Origin of the sequence: Streptomyces sp. S4.7 (genome assembly GCF_010384365.1) — a bacterium.
Lineage (GTDB): Bacteria > Actinomycetota > Actinomycetes > Streptomycetales > Streptomycetaceae > Streptomyces.
In genome coordinates, this window is the sequence record NZ_CP048397.1 from 291114 (window position 1) to 312521 (window position 21408).

At 72.8% G+C, this 21408-nt stretch carries 10 protein-coding genes and 2 pseudogenes; 7 read left to right on the top strand and 5 right to left on the bottom strand.

The genetic code is table 11. The annotated features are described in order from the left end of the window. Positions 1 to 19: 19 nt before the first annotated feature. Together SSPS47_RS01160 and SSPS47_RS01165 are read right to left on the bottom strand one after the other, a co-directional pair. Positions 20 to 4777, bottom strand: coding sequence for a type I polyketide synthase (locus SSPS47_RS01160; RefSeq protein WP_164247819.1), 4758 nt, complete (start codon positions 4775 to 4777; stop codon positions 20 to 22). Continuing rightward, positions 4777 to 10218 carry a type I polyketide synthase gene (locus SSPS47_RS01165; RefSeq protein ID WP_164247822.1) on the bottom strand — a complete coding sequence of 1814 codons (5442 nt, stop codon included), beginning with the start codon at positions 10216 to 10218 and terminating at the stop codon, positions 4777 to 4779. The genes SSPS47_RS01160 and SSPS47_RS01165 overlap by 1 nt, the downstream gene beginning before the upstream one ends. A 334-nt stretch (positions 10219 to 10552) precedes the next feature. Here SSPS47_RS01165 and SSPS47_RS35080 point away from each other — a divergent pair. Together SSPS47_RS35080 and SSPS47_RS35085 are read left to right on the top strand one after the other, a co-directional pair. Further along, a pseudogene (locus SSPS47_RS35080) lies at positions 10553 to 11029 on the top strand (SDR family NAD(P)-dependent oxidoreductase); the annotation flags it as partial. A 107-nt stretch (positions 11030 to 11136) separates the two neighbouring features. Beyond that, positions 11137 to 11376, top strand: a complete 240-nt coding sequence (locus SSPS47_RS35085; RefSeq protein WP_239065373.1) for a hypothetical protein — start codon at positions 11137 to 11139, stop codon at positions 11374 to 11376. Positions 11377 to 11412: 36 nt separating this feature from the next. Here the strand turns inward: SSPS47_RS35085 and SSPS47_RS01175 are convergent, their stop codons facing one another. Beyond that, positions 11413 to 12441 carry an aldo/keto reductase gene (locus SSPS47_RS01175; RefSeq protein ID WP_164247825.1) on the bottom strand — a complete coding sequence of 343 codons (1029 nt, stop codon included), beginning with the start codon at positions 12439 to 12441 and terminating at the stop codon, positions 11413 to 11415. A gap of 239 nt (positions 12442 to 12680) precedes the next feature. Between SSPS47_RS01175 and SSPS47_RS01180 the strand changes: the two genes are divergently transcribed. The 5 genes from SSPS47_RS01180 (at position 12681) to SSPS47_RS01200 (ending at position 19934) form a co-directional block, all read left to right on the top strand. Continuing rightward, the gene (locus SSPS47_RS01180) at positions 12681 to 13184 is read left to right on the top strand and encodes a hypothetical protein (protein ID WP_164247827.1); all 504 of its coding nucleotides are present in this window, start codon (positions 12681 to 12683) and stop codon (positions 13182 to 13184) included. After that, a complete protein-coding gene (locus SSPS47_RS01185) occupies positions 13154 to 14572 on the top strand; it encodes a hypothetical protein (RefSeq protein ID WP_164247830.1) in 1419 nt (472 codons plus the stop codon). The genes SSPS47_RS01180 and SSPS47_RS01185 overlap by 31 nt, the downstream gene beginning before the upstream one ends. Beyond that, positions 14569 to 15933: a VWA domain-containing protein gene (locus SSPS47_RS01190; RefSeq protein WP_164247833.1), complete on the top strand. Its 1365-nt coding sequence runs from the start codon at positions 14569 to 14571 to the stop codon at positions 15931 to 15933. Before SSPS47_RS01185 ends, SSPS47_RS01190 begins: the two co-directional genes overlap by 4 nt. A 63-nt stretch (positions 15934 to 15996) precedes the next feature. Next, entirely contained in the window at positions 15997 to 17109 is a 1113-nt protein-coding gene (locus SSPS47_RS01195; protein ID WP_164247836.1) for an AAA family ATPase, read from the top strand. Then, complete coding sequence (locus SSPS47_RS01200) at positions 17106 to 19934, top strand: DUF5682 family protein (protein ID WP_164247839.1); 2829 nt, start codon at positions 17106 to 17108, stop codon at positions 19932 to 19934. The genes SSPS47_RS01195 and SSPS47_RS01200 overlap by 4 nt, the downstream gene beginning before the upstream one ends. Before the next feature lie 19 nt (positions 19935 to 19953). Here the strand turns inward: SSPS47_RS01200 and SSPS47_RS01205 are convergent, their stop codons facing one another. Both SSPS47_RS01205 and SSPS47_RS01210 read right to left on the bottom strand, forming a co-directional pair. Beyond that, on the bottom strand, positions 19954 to 20787 hold the full coding sequence (locus tag SSPS47_RS01205) for an NAD(P)H-binding protein (protein WP_164247842.1): 834 nt from the start codon (positions 20785 to 20787) through the stop codon (positions 19954 to 19956). Positions 20788 to 21028: 241 nt separating this feature from the next. Then, positions 21029 to 21340, bottom strand: a pseudogene (locus tag SSPS47_RS01210) (NPP1 family protein); the annotation flags it as partial. Positions 21341 to 21408: the final 68 nt, after the last annotated feature.

A 21408-nucleotide genomic window follows, 5' to 3' on the forward strand; every position in this document is an offset into this window, starting at 1 on the left:
GTGGACGGGTGGGTCCAGGTCACGCGGAGCCGAGTTCTCGGTCGATGAACGCGAAGACGTCGTCGGCGGTGGCCTCTTCGAGCTGTCCGGCGACGGCGCTCCCGCCGTCCGCCACGCGCTCGTCGAGACCGTTCAGCACGGCCCGGACCCGGGAGGTGACCCGGCCCTCCTGGAGGTCCTCGGCCGACAGATCGGCCAGCCGGGCCGCCAGCCGGTCCAGTTCGGCCAGGACGGAGTCCACGGACTCCTCGGCGCCCGCGAGTTCGGTGCCGAGGTACTTGGCGAGCGCGGCGGGTGTCGCGTAGTCGAAGATCAGCGTGGCGGGCAGCGGGACTCCGGCCGCCGCGCTGATGCGGTTGCGCAGGTCGACGGAGCTGAGCGAGTCGAAGCCGAGGTCGCGGAAGGCGGCGGTGGCCTCGACCCCGTCGGCGCTGCCGTGACCGAGCACCGTGGCGGCCTGGCCGCGTACCAAGTCCTCCAGGGCGCGTTCGCGTTCGCCCGCGGTCAGTCCGGCCAGCTTCCTCGCGAAGTCGTCCGCCACGGGCGCGTCGGCCGCGGCGGGCGCCGCCTGCACCTCGGGCAGATCACCGAAGAGCGGCGCGGGCCGCCCCGCGGCGAACGCGGACGCGAACTTCGCCCAGTCGACGTCGGCGACGGTCACCACGGTGTCGCCGCTCTCCAGGGCGCGGCGCAGCGCGGTCAGCGCGCGCTCCGGGTCGAGCTGTTTGATGCCCAGCGCCCGGCCCGCGTCGCGGACCGTGTGGTCAAAGGCCATACCGCCGCCGCCCCAGGGACCCCACGCCACCGAGGTGGCGGGGAGGCCGGTGGCGCGCCGGTACTCGGCCAGCGCGTCGAGCGAGGCGTTGGCCGCCGCGTAGTTGGCCTGTCCGGCGCCGCCGACGGTGGCGGTGAGCGAGGAGAACAGGACGAACGCGCAGAGGTCGGTGTCCTTCGTCAGTTCGTGCAGGTGCCGGGCGGTCTCGGCCTTGGCACCGAGGACGGCGGCGAAGCGCTCGGGGGTCAGCGAGTCGAGTACGCCGTCGTCCAGCACACCCGCCAGGTGGATCACGGCGGTCAGCGGGTGGGCGGCGGGCACCGTGTCGAGCAGCGCGGCGAGCGCGGCGCGGTCGGCGGTGTCGCAGGCGGCGAGGGTGACCTGGACGCCGGTGGCGGTGAGTTCGGCGACGAGGTCGTCGGCGCCCGGCGCGTCGGGGCCGCGCCGGCTGACGAGCAGCAGGTGTTCGGCCCCGTCGGCGGCGAGCCGGCGGGCGACGTGCTGTCCGACGGCGCCGGTGGCGCCGGTCACCAGGACCGTGCCGGTGGGCTGCCAGGGGGCGCCGCCCGGGCGGTGCGGGACGTGTTCGAGGCGCCGTGCGTAGGCGCCGGACTCGCGGACCACGAGCTGGTCCTCGCCGCCGCCGTCGGTGAGCACCCCGGCGAGGAGGCCGGGGGTGCGGTGGCCGGGTTCGGCCGGGAGGTCGACGAGGCCGCCCCACCGGTCGGGGTGTTCGAGCGCGGCGACCCTGCCGAGCCCCCACACCTCGGCCTGCCGGAAGCCGGTCGGTGTGTCGCCGGGCGCGTGGGCGACGGCGTCGCGGGTGAGGCACCACAAAGGCGCCGTGAGACCGGCGTCGCCGAGTGCCTGGACGAGGGCCGCCGTGGTGGCGACGGGGTGCTCCAGAGCGAGCAGCGACAGCACACCGGCCGGCTCCGCGCCGTCGGCGGTGTCTGTACGGTTCGTGAGCAGTGCGGCGAGGGCGGCCCGGTCCCGGGCGTCGTCCGGTACCGGGAGCGTGTCGATGTCCAGGCCCCGGTCCGCGAGCCCGGTCAGGACGGTCTTGAGCCACGGGTCGTCGGCGGACGTCTCGGGTACGAAGGCGAGCCAACGGCCTCGTACGGCCGTCTCCGGCACGGCGAGCGGGCGCCAGCCGGCGCGGTAACGCCAGCCGTCCACCTCGGAGTTGGCCTGTCGCTTGCCGTGCCAGTCGGCGAGCGCGGGCAGCACGGCGCCGACCGCGCTCTCGTCGGTGACGCCGAGCGTCGCGGCCACCGCGCCGACGTCGCCGTCCGTGACGAGCTGCCAGAAGGCGTCGCCGCGCTCCGCGTCGGGCTGTGCGGGGGCACCGAATCCGAGTGAGGGCGCGTTCTCCCAGTGGCGGTCGCGCCGGAAGGGGTACGTGGGCAGCGGCACGCGCCGCGCTCCCGCGAACACCGCTTGCCAGTCGGGACCTTGGCCGCTGGTGTGCAGCAGGCACAGGGCGTCCATGAGGGCCTTGGTCTCCTCGCGGTCCCTGCGCTGGGTGCCGATGACGTCGGGGACGACGTCCTGGGCCATGCCGGTGAGGATGGCGTCCGGGCCGACCTCCAGGAAGCGGGTGGCGCCTTCGGCGGCGAGGGTGGTGACTCCGTCGTGGAAGCGGACGGAGCCGCGTACGTGGCGTACCCAGTAGTCGGGGGTGGTGAATTCGTCGCCCGCGAGGAGGCCGGTGACGTTGGAGACGACGGGCACCTTCGGCGGGTGGAAGGTGAGTGTGGTGAGAACGTCGAGGAAGGCGTCGAGCATGCCGTCCATGCGGTGGGAGTGGAAGGCGTGCGAGACCTTGAGCCGGTTGGTCTTCTCGAACCGCGCGGCGACGGCGAGGGCCGCCTCCTCGTCGCCCGAGACGACCACGCCCCGGGGCCCGTTGACGGCTGCGATGTCGACGCCGTCGGTCAGCAGCGGCGCGACGTCGCCCTCGGGCGCGGCGACGGCGATCATGGCGCCGCCGGTGGGCAGGGCCTGCATGAGCCGGCCGCGCGCGGAGACCAGGGTGACGGCGTCGGGCAGGGACAGGACTCCCGCGACATGGGCGGCGACGATCTCACCGATGGAGTGGCCGCCGAGCAGGTCGGGACGTACGCCCCAGCTCTCCAGCTGCCGGTAGAGGGCGGTCTCGAAGGCGAACAGCGCGGCCTGGGTGTACGCGGTCTGGTGCAGGAGTGTGGACTCGGGGTCGAACATGACCTCGCGCAGCGGCTGTTCGAGATGCTCGCCGAAGGCGTCGGATATCTCGTCGAGCACCCGGGCGAACTCGGGGTGCGCGGCGTGCAGTTCACGTCCCATGCCGGGTCGCTGCGAGCCCTGCCCGGAGAACAGGACGGCGAGTCTGCCCGGTTCCGGCACGGTCCTGGGCGTCTCCCGCCCGTCCGCCAGCGCGTCGAGTCCGGCGCGGAGTTCGGCCAGGTCCCGGCCGGTGACGGCGGCCCGGTGGGGGAACGCGGACCGGGTGGTGGCGAGCGAGAAGCCCACGTCGGCGGGGTCGTACGCGTCGACGGTGTCGAGCAGCCGGCCCGCCTGCGCCCGTACCGCTTCCGCCGTCCGGCCGGACAGCACCCAGGGCACCACGGGCAGTTCGGGGCCGGACCCGGGGCGCGGGGCCTCTGGCTCGGTGGCCTCCTCGACGATGATGTGCGCGTTGGTGCCGGAGATACCGAACGAGGAGACGCCCGCGCGGCGTGGCGCGTCGGCGGCGTCCCAGGGCAGCGCCTCGGTGAGGAGTTCGATGTCGCCCGCGGTCCAGTCCACGGCGGTGGAGGGCCGCTCGGCGTGCAGGGTCTTGGGAAGTACGCCGGCGCGCATCGCCATGACGACCTTGATGACGGCGGCCACTCCCGCCGCCGCCTGCGGGTGGCCCATGTTGGACTTGATGGAGCCGAGCCGGACAGGCCGGTCCTTCGGGCGGTCCTGGCCGTAGGTGGCGATGACGGCCTGCGCCTCGATGGGGTCGCCCAGGGTGGTGCCGGTGCCGTGCGCCTCGACGAGGTCGATCTGGTGGGGGGCGAGTCGCGCGTCGGCGAGCGCCTGGCGGATGACCCGGATCTGCGCGGGCCCGCTCGGGGCGGTCATGCCGTTGGAGGCGCCGTCCTGGTTGATGGCGCTGCCGCGGATCACGGCGAGCACCTCGTGGCCGTTGCGGCGCGCGTCGGAGAGCCGCTCGACGAGGAGCATGCCGGCGCCCTCGGCCCAGGCGGCGCCCGCCGCGTCCTCGGAGAAGGAGTGGCAGCGGCCGTCGGGCGACAGCGCGCGGCGCTCGCTGAACTCGACGAACATCTCGGGGCTCGCCATCACGGCGGCGCCGCCGGCGAGCGCGAGGGTGCATTCGCCCCTGCGCAGGGCCAGGCAGGCGTTGTGCAGGGCGACGAGCGAGGAGGAGCAGGCCGTGTCCATGGTGACGGCGGGGCCTTCGAGGCCGAGGGTGTAGGCGATGCGCCCGGAGACGATGCTGCCGGAGATGGTACCGCCGACGTAGTCGTGGTGCATGAGGCCGACGAAGACACCGGTCGGGGTGCCCTTCACGGAGAGCGGGTCGATGCCGGCCCGCTCGAACGCCTCCCAGGAGGTCTCCAGCAGGAGCCGCTGCTGCGGGTCGGTGCCCGCCGCGTCCTTGGGGCTGATGCCGAAGAACGAAGGGTCGGACTCGGCGGCGTCGTGCAGGAAGCCGCCGTGCCGTACGTAGCTCTTGCCGGGCACGCCGGGCTCGGGGTCGTACAGCGCGTCGATGTCCCAGCCGCGGTCGAGCGGGAAGCCGGAGACGACGTCGGTGCCGTCGGCGACGATCCGCCACAGGTCCTCCGGGGTGCGCGCCCCGCCGGGGTAGCGGCAGCCCATGCCGATGACGGCGATCGGCTCGCGGTACTGCTCCTCCAGGTCGCGCACCCGCAGGCGGCTTCGCTCCAGCTCGGTCGTGGCCCGCTTGAGGTAGTCGCGGAGCTTGTCCTGAGTGGCGGACTCTTCCATTACCGGGCTCCCAGTTCGTTGTCGATCTTCGCGAAGAGTTCCTCGTCGGTGGCGGATCCGAGGTCGGCGGGCCCGGCCCCTGAGTCGGCCGCGGCGTGGGCGTCGTACCAGGTGCGCAGCAGCGCCTCCAGGCGCGCGCCGACGCGGGCGTGAGCGTCGTCGAGGTCGGGCAGGGCGGTGAGTTCGGTCTCGAGCCGGTCCACTCCGACGAGCAGGGACCGGACCAGATCGGCCGGGCCGGGGACGAGTTGTGCCTTGAGGTACGCGGCCAGCGCCAGTGGTGTGGGCCGGTCGAAGACGAGGGTCGCCGGGAGGGTGAGTCCGGTGGCCCTGCCGAGGAGGTTGCGCAGTTCCACGGCGGCCAGCGAGTCGAAGCCCATCTCCTGGAAGGCGCGTCCGGGCTCGACGGACAGCTCGGAGGCGTGCCCGAGCACACCGGCCACCTGGGTGCGGACGAGCGCGAGCAGGGCGCGGTCCCGCTCGTCGTCGGCGAGTGGCGCGAGCCTCTCCCGCCAGGGCGTGCCGTTTTCGGCGGTGCCGGTCGCGGCGGCGCGGCGGCGGGTGGGCCTGACCAGTGTGCGCAGGAGCGGCGGGATGCCGTCGGGGCGTGCCGCGACGGCGGCGGTGTCGAGGCGGGTGGGGACCAAGAGAGGGTCGGGGCCGCCGGCGGCGGCATCGAAGAGGGCGAGGCCCTGGGCGACGGGCAGCGCGGGCAGCCCGAGCCGACCCATGCGTTCCAGGTCGGCCGCGTCCATCTCGTCCGCCATGCCTCCGGTGCCGGACCAGAGGCCGAAGGCCATCGACACGGCGGGCAGTTTTCCGGCGACCCGGTGGGCGGCGAGCGCGTCGAGGAAGGCGTTGGCCGCCGCGTAGCCGGCCTGGCCGCCGCCGACCAGCAGTGAGGCGGTCGAGGAGAGCAGGACGAAGGCGGCGGTGTCCCGGTCCTTGGTGAGTTCGTGCAGGTGCCAGGCGGCGTCGGCCTTGGGCCGCAGCACACGGTCGACCTGGTCGGCGGTGAGGCCGGTGAGGGTGGCGTTGTCGACGATTCCGGCGGCGTGTACGACACCCCGGATGTCGTACGTGTCGAAGAGCGCGGCCAGTTGGCCGCGGTCGGCGACGTCGCAGCGGACGATGTCCGCCTCGGCGCCGAGCGCGGCGAGTTCGGCGCGCAACTCCGCTGCTCCGGGCGCCTGTTCACCGCGCCGGCTGGTCAGCAGCAGTCGGGTCACCCGGTGCCGGGTGACGAGGTGGCGGGCGATGATGCCACCGAGCCCGCCGGTGCCTCCGGTGACCAGGACGGTGCCGGCGGTGTCCCACCGGGGCCCCTCCCCCGTCTTGGCGCGGGCGAGGCGTGGGACGCGTATCTCCCCTTCCTTGACGAAGACTTCGGGTTCGTCGCAGCCGAGCGCCGCCGCGAGGAGCCGTCCGGCGTCGGCCGGTTCGGCGCTGTCGGACGGCAGGGAGTCGGTGTGCACCAGCAGGAACCGGCCGGGATTCTCCGATTCGGCGGCCCGCAGCAGCCCGGTGAGCGGGGCGTGGGTGAGGTCGTCGTCGTGTACGAGGACGGCGAGCCGGGTCCGGGCGAGGCGTTCGTCGGCGAGGTGCGAGCGGACTGCGTCGAGGACACGGTGCAGTTCGGCGCGCGCCTCGGCTGGCACGGTGTCGGCGCCGGGCGCGGGGGCGGCGGGCAGCACGACGACATCGGGAACGGGCGCGAGGGCGGCGATGTCGCCGAGGTCCGGGTGGGCGGGGACGCCGAGGCCGAGGTCGGTGGCACCCCATACGGCGGTACGTACGGGGGCGGGCGCACCGCCCGGCAGCGGTACGCGTTCCAGGCAGAACAGTGACTCGTCGGCTCCTGCGGCGAGTTGGGCGGCGCTGACGGGGCGGGCGACGAGTCCCCGTACGGTCGCGACGGGTGCGCCCCGGCCGTCGGAGAGTTCGAGGGCGACCCCGTCACCCTCGGACTTGCTCATGCGCAGCCGCAGGAGGCTCGCGCCCGCCGCGTGCAGGGTGACCCCGCTCCAGGAGAAGGGCAGGACGGCCTCGCCCTCGGCGAGTTCGACCAGGTTGACGTGGAGGACGGCGTCGAGGAGCGCGGGGTGGAGCCCGAAGGCGCCGGCGCCGGCCGTGGCGTCGGTGCCCGCGTCCTGCGGGAGTTCGGCCTCCGCGAAGAGGTCGTCGCCGCGTTTCCAGACGGCCTTCAGCCCCTGGAAGGCGGTGCCGTAGCCGTAACCGACGCGGGCGAGCCGGGGATAGAGGTCGCCGAGCGGGACGGGCTCGGCGCCCTCGGGCGGCCATACGTCCCAGTGCGCGGGCGGTGTTTCGTCCTGGTCGACGGCGAGGACGCCGTCGGCGTTGCGGGTCCAGGACGCGTCGGGCACGTCGGCGCGGCGCGAGAAAACCGTCAGCGTACGGCGGCCCCCGGCCTCGGCGCCCACCGCGACCTGGACGGCGACGGATCCGTCGGCGGGCAGCAACAGCGGTGCGTGCAGGGTGAGTTCGTCGACGGCGGCGCAGCCGGAACGGTCGGCGGCCTGTACGGCCATCTCGACGAAGGCGGTGCCGGGCAGCAGCACCGACCCGAGGACCGCGTGGTCCGCGAGCCAGGGCTGGTCGGCGAGGGACAGCCGTCCGGTGAGCAACAGGCCCCCGGTGTCGGGGAGTTCGCTGACGGCGCCGAGCAGTGGGTGGCCGGTGGGCTGCTGGCCGAAGCCCTGCGCGTCGCCGCCGGCCGCGGTCGCCTCCAGCCAGTACCTGTCGCGCTGGAAGGCGTAGGTGGGCAGGGTGGTGCGGCGGGGGCGGTGCGGTGCGAAGAAGGCGCCCCAGTCGACGGCGACACCCGCGCCGTGGAGGTGGCCCAGGGCGGCGACGAGGTCGTGCTCCTCGGCGCCGTCGCGGCGCATGGTGGCGACGGCGGCGATGTCACCGTCGAGGCAGTCGCGGGCCATGGCGGTCAGGACGGCGTCGGGGCCGAGTTCCACGTAGCGGCGCGCGCCCAGTGTGTGCAGGGCGGTGACGGCGGCGGCGAAACGCACGGGTTCACGGACGTGCTTCACCCAGTAGTCGGGTGTGGCGGGTTCGCCGTCCGCGGCGGCTCCGGTGAGTGCCGAGACGAAGGGGATGGCCGGCGGGTGGAAGGTGAGGGTGCGCACGACGCGCTCGAACCCGGCCAGCATCGGTTCCATCAGCGGCGAGTGGAAGGCGTGCGAGACGCTCAGCCGGCGGGTCTTGGCGAACCGCGCCGCGACGGCGTCGACTTCGGCGGACTCACCCGAAACGACCACGGACGCAGGCCCGTTGACGGCGGCGAGCGCGACGCCGTCCGTCAGGTGCGGCAGGACCTCTTCCTCGGTGGCGCGGATCGCCGCCATGGCGCCGCCCGCCGGGAGCAGGCTCATCAGCCGGCCGCGCGCCGTGACGAGCGTGACGGCGTCCGCCAGGGAGAGGACCCCCGCCACATGTGCGGCGGCGATCTCGCCGACGGAGTGCCCGGCGAGCAGGTCGGGCTTGACTCCGAGCGATTCGAGGAGCCGGAAGAGTGCGACCTCCACGGCGAATATGGCGACCTGGGCGTGGTCGGTGCGGGTGAGCTGTTCGGCGTCGCCCTCGATCAGTTCGGCGAGGGGACGCTCCAGATCGGGGTCCGCGAGTGCGGCGACGGTGTCGAAGGCATGGGCGAACACCGGGAAGGCGGCGCGCAGTTCGCGTCCCATACCGACGCGCTGGGACCCCTGCCCGGTGAAGAGGAACGCCGTGCCGCCGTCGGTGACGCGCCGCCCGGTGACACGGTCGAGTCCCGCGATCAGTTCGTCGGTGGTGGTGCCGAGGACGGCCGCGCGGTGGGCGTACGGCGTGCGGGTGGTGGCCAGCGCGTGTCCGATGTCGGCGGGCGGGGGGCTGTCGGCACCGGGGCGCGCGAGGTGGGCGCGGAGCTTGTGCGCCTGCGCGGTGAGCGCCTCCGGCGTGCGGGCGGAGAGCAGCCACGGCACCGTGGCGGAGCGCGGGGACGGCGCGTCCTCCTCCGCCCCTTCCGGGACCGCTTCCGGCTCGGGCTCCGGGGCCTGTTCGAGGACCAGATGCGCGTTGGTGCCGCTGATGCCGAACGAGGAGACCGCCGACCGGCGCGGCCGGCCGGTCGCGGGCCACGCCCGCGGTTCGGTGACGAGCTCGACGGCGCCGGACTCCCAGTCGACCTCGGTGGAGGGCTCGTCGGCGTGCAGGGTGGGCGGGACGGTGCCGTGCCGCATCGCCATCACCATCTTCATCACCCCCGCCACCCCGGCGGCGGCCTGGGTGTGTCCCAGGTTCGACTTGACCGACCCGAGGAGCAGGGGGCGGTCGGCGGGGTGTTCGCGTCCGTAGGAGGCGAGCAGCGCGTGGGCCTCGATGGGGTCACCGAGTGAGGTGCCGGTGCCGTGTGCCTCGACGACGTCCACGTCGGCAGGGGTGAGTCCGGCGCCGGCCAGGGCCTGGCGGATGACGCGCTGCTGGGAGGGGCCGTTGGGCGCGGTGAGCGTGCTGCTGGCGCCGTCGGAGTTGATCGCACTGCCCTTGACGACGGCGAGCACCGGATGTCCGTTGCGCCGGGCGTCCGCGAGCCGTTCGACCACCAGCAGGCCGACGCCCTCGCCCCAGCCGGTGCCGTCGGCCGACGCGCCGAACGCCTTGCACCTGCCGTCCGGGGAGAGGCCGCGCTGTCTGCTGAAGTCCACGAACGTCTCGGGTGTCGACATCACGGTCACTCCGCCGGCCAGCGCGAGCGTGCACTCACCGGACTGGAGCGCCCTGACGGCCCAGTGCAGGGCGACGAGCGAGGAGGAGCACGCGGTGTCGACGGTGACGGCCGGCCCTTCGAGCCCCAGCGTGTACGCGACCCGGCCCGAGGCGATGCTGGCCGCGCTGCCGTTGCTCAGATAGCCGTTGAGGTCGTCGGGCACGGCCGCGAGGCGGGTGGCGTAGTCGTTGTACATGACGCCCACGAACACCCCGGTCCTGCTGCCGCGCAGGTCGGCGGGGACGATCCCGGCGTTCTCGAACGCCTCGTGGCTCACCTCCAGCAGCAGGCGCTGCTGCGGGTCCATGGCCAGTGCCTCGCGGGGGCTGATCCCGAAGAAGTCGGGGTCGAAGTCGGCCGCGTCGTGCAGGAATCCGCCGCTGCGCGCGTACGTCTTGCCCAGCGCTTCGGGGTCGGGGTCGTAGAGCGACTCCACGTCCCACCCGCGGTCGGCGGGGAAGTCGGAGACCGCGTCGGTCCCGGACGCCACCAGGCGCCACAGCTCCTCGGGCGTGCTGACACCGCCGGGGTAGCGGCAGGCCATGCCCACAATCGCGACGGGTCCGTGGGCCCGCTGCTCCCACTCGCGCAGCCGGCGCCTGGCCTCCCGCAGATCGGAGGCCGTTCGCTTGAGGTAGTCGAGGAGTTGATCGTCGTTGTTCACCAACGCGCCATCCGATCGGAATCGAAGAAGCCCTCCGAGCAGCGGACGAGACGGCTTCGTGATCACGTCTCCCCGCTCCAGTGAGGCTAGGCAGGGGCCCGGGAGGCCAACACCCCCTAACCCCCCCAGCGGCCCGTGGGCGGCTCCCGCCGGGTGTTTCGGGGGCGGGCGCGGCCGTTGTTCCGCGCGAGGCGGCGAAGGTTCCCCGGCCTTCGCGTAGGGGGCTGCGCCGGGCCCGGTTCTCTCTTCTAATCCTCCGGCCGGGAACCGCTACTCATCGAGGGACGGGGGAACCGGCGTGGCAACGGTACTGATCACCGGGGGCAGCAGCGGGATGGGTCTGGAGACGGCGCTGGCGTTCGCCAGGCGCGGGGACCGTACGTACGCCTCGATGCGGAACCTCGCGAAGGCGGCCCGGCTCCGAGAGCGGGCCGAGGCGGAGGGTCTCGATCTGCGGACGATCGCTCTGGACGTCACGGACGACGACTCGACGACAGCCGCCGTGTGCGAGGTGGAGGCGCGCACGGGGCCGTCGACGTCCTCGTCAACAACGCGGGTGTCAACCATGTGGGCGCCGTCGCGACCACGCCCTTCGACCTGGCGCGGGCCGTGATGGAGACGAACTTCTGGGGTGCGCGGACCGCACGGGCCGTCTTTGCCCGCCACGCGACGACAGGGCGGCGGGGTCGTCGTCAACGTCAGCTCGCTCGTGGGACGCCCCTGGTCGGTGCCGTACGGCGGCTTCTACGCGGCCGGCAAGTCGGCTCTCGGGACGGTCAGCGAGGCCCTCGCGGGTGAGGTGGGGCGGTTCGGGATCCGTGTCGTGTGCCTGGAGCCGGGCAGCTTCGCGACGGACGTCCACACGAACGCGCTCGCGCCGGAGGTGGCGCAGGGCGGCCCGTACGGCGCCGACGAGGCGTGGCTGAGGCGGTTCATGCCCGGCACGGCCGAGGGGCCGGCGACGCGAGTGTGGTCGCGGACGCCGTCGCCGCCGCCGCGGACCCCGCCACACCACTGCACGCGCCGGTCGGCGAGGGCGCGGCGGCGGCGATCGAGATGGTGGGCAAGGTCGCCTTCGACGACTGGCTTCCCCGGTTCGTCGAGTACGCGCAGACCCTGGCGGGTCCCCGTCCCACCGCCGCGGAGCACGGCGGCTGAGCCGGGCGGCGACGCGGCGGATCGGGCGGCAGCGGGTCAGACGGCAGCGCGCTCGTCGGCCCGGCGGCGGCGCAGACGGGCCTGTCCGACGGCGGGCGGGGCGTAGGCCGTGTCCAGCGTCCCCACGTCCGTGCCGGGGGCCACGACGGCGTCGATCCGGTCGAGGACGTCGTCGCTCAGACCCGTCCCGGCACCCGCCAGGAGGTCGTCGAGGTGGTCCATCGTGCGCGGGCCGATGATCGCCGAGGTCACGCCGGGGTGGGAGATCGCGAAGGCCGTCGCCAGGTGCGTCAGCGACATCCCGGCGTCCCGGGCGACGGGGACGAGCTGTTCGACGGCGTCGAGCCGGTGCTCGTCGCTCAGGTGCTTGAAGCCGAAGCCGGCCCGGTGGGTGTCGTTGCGCTGCCCCTTGCGGTAGCGGCCCGTGAGCAGACCTCCCGCCAGCGGGCTGTAGACGAGGGCGCCCATGCCGTAACGCTCGCAGACGGGCAGCACCTCGCGCTCGATGCCGCGGTTGAGGATCGAGTACGTCGGCTGCTCCGTACGGAAGCGCTCCAGGCCGCGCCGCTCGGCGACCCACTGCGCCTCCACGATGTCCGACGCGGGGAACGAGGAGGTGCCGATGGCCCGGACCTTGCCCGCGCGCATCATGTCGGTGAGGGCCGAGAGCGTCTCTTCCACGTCGGTGTCCGGCGCGGGCCGGTGGATCTGGAACAGGTCGACGTGATCGGTGCCCAGCCGGCGCAGCGAGTCCTCCAGCGCCCGTGTGAGCCAGCGCCGTGAGTTGCCCTGCTGGTTGGGGTCCTCCCCCATCGGGAGGTGCGCCTTGGTGGCGAGCACGACGTTGTCCCGGCGGCCCTTGAGCGCCTTGCCGACGATTTCCTCGGACTCGCCGCGCGAGTAGGCGTCGGCGGTGTCGACGAAGTTGATGCCCGCGTCCAGCGCCTTGTGGATGACGCGGACGGAGTCCTCGTGGTCGGGGTTGCCCAGGGCGCCGAACATCATCGCGCCCAGGCAGTACGGGCTGACCTTGATGCCGGTGCGGCCCAGCGTGCGGTATGTCATGTCGCTCCTACGGAAATGGGGGATGCCCGTCGCGGTGCGGTGCGGTGGAGTGCGGCACGGCCGAAACGGAACGGCGTTCCGTATCGACGATACGGAACCTTGCTCCGTTTAGCAAAGAGGGCTGTCCGCGGGTCCGTGGCCAGGGCTCCCCACCGGCGTTGTCAGTGGTCACCGATAAGTTCTGTGGTGTTCCGACGTTCTGGCGAGGAACTCCCCCCTGGTGCAAAGGAGATGGTGCGGTGTCACATTGGGAGAGGTCGAGCACGGCGCGGGTGGTCCCACCCGCACGGCCCCGCAAGCTCGCCAAGGTGCCTTTCGTCGAGCTGGCCGACGGACGTCTGCAAGGCGTGGTGTCCAGTGGCTCGGACATCGCGCGGGTCTACGTCTCGTCGGTCGCGGCCGTCACTTACGCCTACGCCTGCAGCACCAACAACAACCGGCCCTGCGGCGGCGCGCGGGGCGGGTTCTGCAATCACATCCGCACCCTCGTCCAGGAGGCGGTGCTCCAGTACGGCGCCGAGCGCGTGGCCCGCTATCTGCGGGTCGAGACCGCCGAGGGCGAGCCGACCGCGCAGGTCCTCACCGCCGGTATGACGGGCACCCGTCCGCCGCAGGGGGACAGCGCCGCCGCCGCGACCGTCTTCAGCCGGTTCCTGCGCCACCTCGCCTATCTGGAACTCGCCCCGACCACCGCACCGTTGCCGGAGATGCAGTGGTTCCCGCCGACCAGGGCGGTGGCGTGATGCGTGCCGATCTGCTCACCGAGACCGTCGAAGGGCTCGACGAAGCCCTGGCGGCCGTCGACTCCTTCGACCGGGCCCTCGTCGTCGGCCTGCTCCGTCCCCACACCGTGCGGGACACCGGCCTGGCAGAACTCGCCGGCGCCGTCGCGGGGACACCGCTGGCGGCCGTGGCCGGCGAGGCGGCGGACAAGGCGGTGGCCGGCGCCGCGAGCGAGGACCACCTCCTTGCCCTCGCCGCCGCCCGCACCGCCCTGCTCGGCTCCGTCCACGACGCGCTGGCGGCCCGCGTCGAAGAAGCGACCGGCCGGCCCCGCGCGGAGGAGAGCGTCCCCGCGCCCGTGGGACGACCCGCCGGGAACCTGCTCACGGCCGCCCGTTCCTGGCTGTCCGATCTGGCGCGCTGCGGCTGGCAGGGCATCGATCACGACGTGGTCGCGGGGGCGGCGCCCGTCGTCTCCGCGATGCTGCCAAACCCGTCGCTGCGCCGCCTCGCGACTCTGCTGGACGGTTTCGCGGCCGAACTCGCCGCGTCCTGCCCGGGTTCTGCCCTGGAGCGCGTTCCCATACGCCGCTGGGCCGACCTGTGGTCACGGGCGATGGTCCTGACCGTGCCCGGTGCGGGCGACGTTCCCGCGACGGGTACGGCAACCGGCCGTCTCCTGCCCCTGGGTGTCGACGTGCAGGAACACGCGACGGCCGTACAGGCCCAGGTGCACGGCGTGTTGGAGCCCGCGGACGGCGCGGCGCCGCGTCTGGTGCGTGCGAGCGTGTCGGTGCCGAAGCCCGACACGGTCGTCGGAGCCGGCCTCTGGCAGCTCCTTCGCCCGCACATGTCGCTGCTGACCGCCGTGAGCGAAGGCCGCTCGACGGACCTCACCGACATGCCGGTCACCGCCGAGGGAGACCTGATCTGGGACGACGCGCGGGCACGTACGGGCGAGCCCGCCGACGCCCTCGCCACCGCGCGGGTCGCCCTGTCCACCGCCACGTCCTTCGCCACCGCTCCCCTGGACCGGCACCCCTCGCGCATCGCCGTCCCCGTGTTCCTGGAGGGCTACGGCGCTCACAAGGACGACGAGGGACTGGCGTTCACGGTCGCGGGGCACCGGCTGGCCGTCGACACCGACCGTATTCCGACCGCCGGACCGCTCACCGCCGAGGCCGTCGCCGCGTCGGGGGCGTGCGTCGGCCTCCTTCGCTGGGACGCCGGGGCGTTCACCGTCCAGCCGCTCGCCGTGGAGACCACCGTGCGGAAGAAGGCCGTCGCGGTCCACGCCGGGGCCTGGGCCGGCGGTACGACCGACAAGGCCGGCACCAAGGCGGAGAAGGCGGCCACCGACGCGGCGGCGGTGCTGCGCGAGCGCGCGGGAAGGCTGCTGCGGAAATGACCGGACAGAACGCTGAGGTGAGTTCGTACGACAGCCGCCGCCAGGTCCTCTACTGGCGACTTCTCGCCAGGCTCTTCGACCCCGAGGAGCAGGCGGCGCTGGAATCGGCGAGCCTCGCCGTCGTCGAGGACATCGGTTTGCCGCCCGCGCTGCTGGACCCGAAGGTGTCCGTGGACTCGACGGTGCAGCGGCACCCCGAGCTGGCGGCCGAGTTCGACGGTCTGATGGTGCCCGAGCAGCGGGCCACCACCGCGTCGGACGGCGACAGTGCCGGCGAACGTGACCGCGAGGAGGAGGTACGGCGCGCGGCGCTGGTGTCGAAGGTGCTGCTCAACGTCTTCGCGGCCGGCTCCGGTACGGTCACCGCCGGGCAGCTCTCGCAGTGGCAGTCCGACGCGGGGTGGCTGGAGCGCGCGCTGGGCTGCGAGCCCGGCGACCTGCGCGGCGGCCGCACCGGCAGGCCGGCCCCGGAGATCGGCCCGGAGCTGGGCGCCATCGAAGCCGACCTGGTCAGGCGGATGCATCTGCGTGAGGTGCTGGCCGACCCCGCGCTCGCCTCGCGGCTCACCCCGAGCATGTCGCTGATCGAGCAACTGCTGCGCGACAAGGGCAACTTGTCCGGGGTGGCACTGGCCAACGCGAAATCCCTGATCAGGCGTTTCGTGGACGAGGTCGCCGAGGTGCTGCGTACGCAGGTGGAGAAGTCCACCGTCGGCGCGCTGGACCGCTCCGTGCCGCCCAAGCGGGTGTTCCGCAACCTCGATCTCGACCGCACCATCTGGAAGAACCTCACCAACTGGAGCCCCGAGGAGGAACGGCTCTACGTCGACCGCCTCTACTACCGGCACACCGCGCGCAAGACCACACCGCAGCGGCTGATCGTGGTGGTGGACCAGTCGGGCTCCATGGTCGACTCGATGGTCAACTGCACCATCCTGGCCTCCATCTTCGCCGGGCTGCCGAAGGTGGATGTGCATCTGATCGCGTACGACACCCGGGCCATCGACCTGACTCCCTGGGTCGACGACCCGTTCGAGACACTGCTGCGCACGAACCTCGGGGGCGGCAACGACGGTCCCGTGGCGATGGCGATGGCCCGCCCGAAGATCACCGAACCGCGCAGCACGGTGATGGTGTGGATCTCGGACTTCTACGAATTCGGCCGGTCCCAGCCCCTGTTCGAGGGCATCGAGGCGGTCCACCGCTCCGGGGTGAAGTTCATCCCGGTCGGCTCGGTCACCAGCTCCGGCCGCCAGGAGGTCAACCCCTGGTTCCGCGAGCGCTTCAAGGCGCTCGGGACACCGGTCGTCTCCGGCCACATCCGCGGGCTCGTCCACGAACTCAAGACATTCCTCACCTAGGTCCTGTCCGGCGGACAGGACCTGGACGGCACCGAGAAGACCAGTAAGCAGAAAGGCACGAGAATGTCAGACCTGTTGCGCGCCCCCGCCGAGATCAAGTACGCCGAGGAGCTGGACTGGCTGGAGTCGGTCGACGACGGTCCCAAGCCGTTCTCCTGGCGTCTGTCGCCGAAGATGGTCCGTCTGTTCATCCTGGGGTCCGAGCGCTGCGACGGTCTCGACCGCGAGATTCCGCAGAAGTGGTTCGGCGACCGCAGCCTGGTCGAGCGGGCCGTCGTCACGCTGGCATCCGACCGGGGCCTGCTGCTGATCGGTGACCCGGGTACGGGGAAGAGCTGGCTGGCCGAGCTGCTGTCCGCCGCGATCTGCCGCAGCTCGACCCTGGTGGTGCAGGGCACGGCCGGCACCACCGAGGACCACATCAAGTACTCGTGGAACGTGTCCATGGTGATCGCCAAGGGACAGTCGCGTGAGTCGATGATCCCCTCCCCGATCATGACGGCCATGGAGACCGGCGCGATCGGCCGGTTCGAGGAGCTGACCCGCTCCACCAGCGACGTCCAGGACGCCCTGATCTCGATCCTGTCGGAGAAGTACATCTCGGTCCCGGAGCTGGACAGCGACGGCATCGTCTTCGCCAAGCCCGGATTCTCGGTCATAGCCACCGCGAACAGCCGCGACCGGGGCGTCAACGACCTGTCCTCCGCGCTCAAGCGCCGGTTCAACTTCGTCCGTATCCCGGTGGTGACGAACAGGAAGAGCGAGGCGGAGATCGTCCGCTTCCGCACCGAGGAGCTGCTGCGCAGGCACCAAATCGAGCTGGACGTGCCGCCCACGCTGCTGGACGTCCTCCTCCAGAGCTTCGCCGATCTGCGCGCCTCCGCCGCGGCGGCGGGCAGCGACGACGAGAAGCTGGAGTCGGCCCTGTCGAGCGCCGAGCAGATCGGTGTACTGGAGGACGCGATCCTGCACAGCAACTTCTTCGGCGAGCGCGAGCTGACCGCCCGCACCCTCGCCTCCTCGCTCGTCGGGTCGCTGGCCCGGCGGGAGCCCGAGGACCTGGCGATCCTCAACAAGTACCTGCACGGTGTGGTCGAGCCGCGCAGCAAGGACAAGGGCGGGGCGTGGCCCGAGTTCCTGGAGGGCGGCCGGGACGCGATCGCCACCCTGTCATGAGCGCCGTACCCGAGGCGGCGGCCTTCGACGCGCTGCGTGCGCAGCTGAGCGAGGCCGCCGCGGCGCTGGCCGACGGGCCCGGGGCGCTGGAGGGCATCCTCCTCGGCATCGTGGACGACGTCGACCGCGCGGTCCGCGAGCCGCTGGAGATCTTCCCCGTCTGCCACCACTCGCCGGCCTCGGCGATCGCCATGGCACGGCGGCTGCGGGAGAAGCGGCCGAAGGTCGTCTACCTGGAGCTGTGCGAGGACATGGCGCCGCTCCTGTCCGAGCTGCGCAACTGCCGGCTCCCGGTGGCGGTGCAGGCGTTCGCGAGCGAGGTCGACGGCTTCCCGGCCGACTGGGCACCGCTGTCGGTCGTCGCACCGATCACCGAGGCGTCGGCCGAGTACCAGGCGATCGCGTACGCGCTGGACACACCCGGCGTGGAGCTGGTCCTCGTGGACCGCTCGTCGGACCACGTGTTCCAGTGGCAGACGCGGGGGACGGACCCGGCGGACGTCACCGAACCCACCGAACCGGCCGAGGAGGCGCCGCCGGCCGAGGAGGAGGCCGGTCTGCACGGCGACGCCGTCGGCGTGGAGATCGGCGACCTGCGCCCGCGCTTCGCCGAGCTGGAGGAGCACCTGCTGCGCCACGGCCGGGTGCGGCACTGGTCGGAGTGGTGGCACCAGTACGTCGAGCTGCCGCTCGGCGACAGCGACCACGACACCTACCGGCAGGTCATGCTGCTGATCGGCAGCCTCTTCCGCCGGCTGGCGCCCGGCGACGCGCGGCAGACACGCGTGGACGAGGACCGCGAGCGCTACATGTGGACGAGGATGCGCGAGCATCTGGCCGCCTCCGGCACCGACGCGGCGGACTGTCTCTACATCTGCGGCGCGTTCCACGCGGCCAGCAGGGTCGAGGAGTTCGGCGTCCACGGCGCCGCGACCTTCGAGATCGGCCCGCCCAGCGCGAGCGTGTGGCAGCACGGTCTGATTCCCTCCAGCCACGCCGCGATCGAGGCCCAGTTCGGCCTCACCCCGGGCTCCGTGTCCATCGCCGCGACCCAGTGGACGAAGAACCTGAGACGCACCAGGGTCCAGCCGTTCCGGCTCGTGGGACAGGCGGGCGCGAAGAAGACGACGAGAGCGGGTAAGGCAGCGGTCCCGGCTCTCCCGGAGGCCGACGGCACACCCGCGGACCAGCTGTCCGGTTTTCTGCGTCGCCCGCCCGTGCTCGACCGGCTCGACGAGGCCGAACTGCTCGGCTGGTCGGTGGAGATCGTGCGCGCCGCGCGCCGTAACGGCTATCTCGCCTCCACCGCCGACGCCATCGCCGTGTTCGAGACGTCGATCCTGCTGGCGGGTATGCGCGACCGGGCCAGGCCCACGCCGTACGACTTCCAGGACGCGGCGATCACCTGTATCGAGAAGGACACCGTGCCGGGCCGGCGCGACGTGCGCCGCATCGTCGAGATCATGATGGGCGGCGACCGGATCGGCCAGGTCGGCTACGACGCGCTGCCGCCGCTCGCGCGCGATGTGCACGACCGGCTCGCGCCGCTCGGCCTGAAGCTCGAACAGCGCGGTGTGCAGCGGGCGTTGCTGGACATGGCGTCCGCTCCGGAACTGGAGCGGTGCTCCGATGTGCTGTGGATGCTGCGTCATCTGCTGCCGTACGGCGCCGCGCGGGCGATCATGGGCGAACGGCGGCTCGGCGAGCGGCCCATCCAGGAGTCGTGGGACCTGGCGCTGGGCACCCATCAGCGGGCGCTGATCGAGCTGGGGTACGAGGGCGTCAGCATCGAGCAGGTCCTGGAGCAGCGCCTGCGGCGCCGCGCCCACGATCCGCAGGCCACGACGGCGGACGTCCTGGAGGCCGTCGAGAACGCGACGCTGTATCTGGGCAGCCGCCGCCTCGCCGATGAACTCGGCACGCGCGCGCTGGAGGTCCTGGAGACCGAGCGCAGCGTCGACGGCGCGCCGGAGGTGCTGCGCCGGGTGCGTCGGCTGCTGGCGTACTACCGGACGAGCGAACCGGTGCTGCCGCCGTGGATCGAGTCCTTCGTCAAGACGGGTTACGCGCACTACTGCACCCTGCTGCCCACGGCGTTCACCGACGAGGACGCGAAGGTCCGGCAGGTGGCCGCGATGCTGGGCTTCCTGTTCAGCATGGAGGGCCTGGCGGTGTCGCTGGGCTGCGACCGGACCCAACTGGAGCTGGCGTTCGCGCAGTCGCATCCGCGCGAGCCGGCCAAGGTGGCGCTGCTGTGGGCGGCTCAGGTCCAGCTCGGCCAGCTCTCGCGCGCCGACCTGCGGGCGCGCTGCGACGAGCTGCTGGGCAACCCGCTGGTGGTGCCCGCCTATCCGCGCCATCTCAGCGGATTCCTGCACGCGCTGGAGCCGGTACCGCAGTTGGCGGACTTCGTCGTGGAGGCGGTGTCCAACGCGTTCGCGCGGCTGCCGGATCCCGTACTGCTGCCGTGGCTGCCGAAGCTGATCGGCACACTGCGGTCCGAGGGTGCCGATCTGGCGCCGCTGTTGATCCGTGAGGCGGGCCGGATCTTCCCCGGCCGGCTCGACGCGCTTGACGCGTGGATACCGCCCTGGCGAGAGGGGCCGGACACCGCGGGGCCTCGATCCGCCGGCTCGGCCGGTGCGGGTGCCGGATCCGGCGCCGCGCTGCTGGCCGCGCACCCGGCGACGTGCGACGCGCTCGCGGGTCTGCTGGGCTGCGAGGAATCGTGGCAGACGGCGGATGCCGCCCCTTCGGGCGCGCTGCTCGCCGCCCGCCACCCGGACACGGCGGCGGCGTTGGAGGTGCTGCTGGCCGGTACATGACGCGGTCCGGCCGGGCGGTTCAGCCGAAGGCGGCGGCGTTCTCGGCGACCCACTGCCGGAACGTCCTGGCCGGGGCGCCGATGATCCGGGGCGCGGTGTCGCGCACCGCGAGCAGTTCGTCGTTGAGGTCGCCGCCGGTCACGTCGAGCACCGCGTCGGCGGCCTCGTCGCCCAGGAAGGCGGCCATCGTACGGTGGGCCTCGGCCCTGCTGATGCCGACGAGCGGGACGTCCCGCCCCAGCACCGTCGCGATGGCCGCCACCTGCTGCCGGGCCGTGATCCGCTCCGGCCCGGTCAGCGCGTACGTGCGTCCCCGGTGGCCGCCCTCGGTCAGGGCCGCCCGCGCCACGGACGCGATGTCCGCGGGGTGGATCGTGGGGAGGCCGGAGTCCGCGTACGGCACGCGTACCGTTTCCCGTTCGCGGATGGACGCCGCCCACCACAGGGCGTTCGAGGCGAACTGCGTGGGCCGCAGGATCGTCCACGTCATACCGCTGTCCTTGAGAAGCCGCTCGACGGTCAGGTTCTCCTGTGCCGGACCGAGGTGCGGATGGGTCTGGACGGTGATGGACGACACCAGCACCACATGCTCCACACCCGCCGAGCGGGCCGCCCCGATGATCTCGGTGTCCGGGCCGATCCCCGGGACGAGAAACAGCGAACGCACACCTTCCAGCGCGCCTTTCAGCGAGTCAGGCCGGCCGAGGTCGCCCGCCACGGCCTCGGTCCCCGCGGGGAACACCGTCCGTGAGGTGTCCCGGGTGAGAGCCCTCAACGGTCCGGCACCGGACTCCCGGAGCTCCCGCACGAGGGTGCTCCCTATGTTTCCGGTGGCCCCGGTCACGAGGATCATGAATGTTCTCTCCTGCCATGGAGCGGTGGTGCGGCGAAGGCGCGCGAGGTCCGACGCTAGGACCTCAACCGGACTTCAGGTCAAGACTGCTCAGGACGGCGAAAGACCGCGACGCGGGCAGCCGTCGCGGTCTTGACGAGGTTCTACGCACGGAAGAGGAACACACGCTCACGCCGACGGGGCGGACGGCGTCGGGCCGGGGGTGTACGACACACCCCCGGACCCGGTCGTGGGGCGGTCGTCAGGCGTTGGGGTCGAACGGGATGCCGGCCGGCTTTGCCTTCTGCAGGTGGCCGTTGAAGTTGCCGTCCTTGAGGCCGAAGACGGCGCTGCCGAAGTCGGCCTGGCTCAGCCTGTCGCGCAGACCGTCCGGGTATCCGTTCCAGCCGACCAGCCGCGGGAACTGCCATCCCCCGTGGTGGTTCTCCGGCGGCTCGTCGTTGCTGTTCGCGGCGCGGAAGGCGTGCGTCCCGATTCCGTCCTTGTGGTAGACGACCTTCGGGTGTGTCCCGTCCCACCGGATCTGGTCACGCGAGTGGATGTCGAAGTTGCCGCCGCGCCGGACACGGTCCGGGCGGCGGGGTGAGCGCGTGGGCGACCACCCCGAAGAGGCCGCCCGGC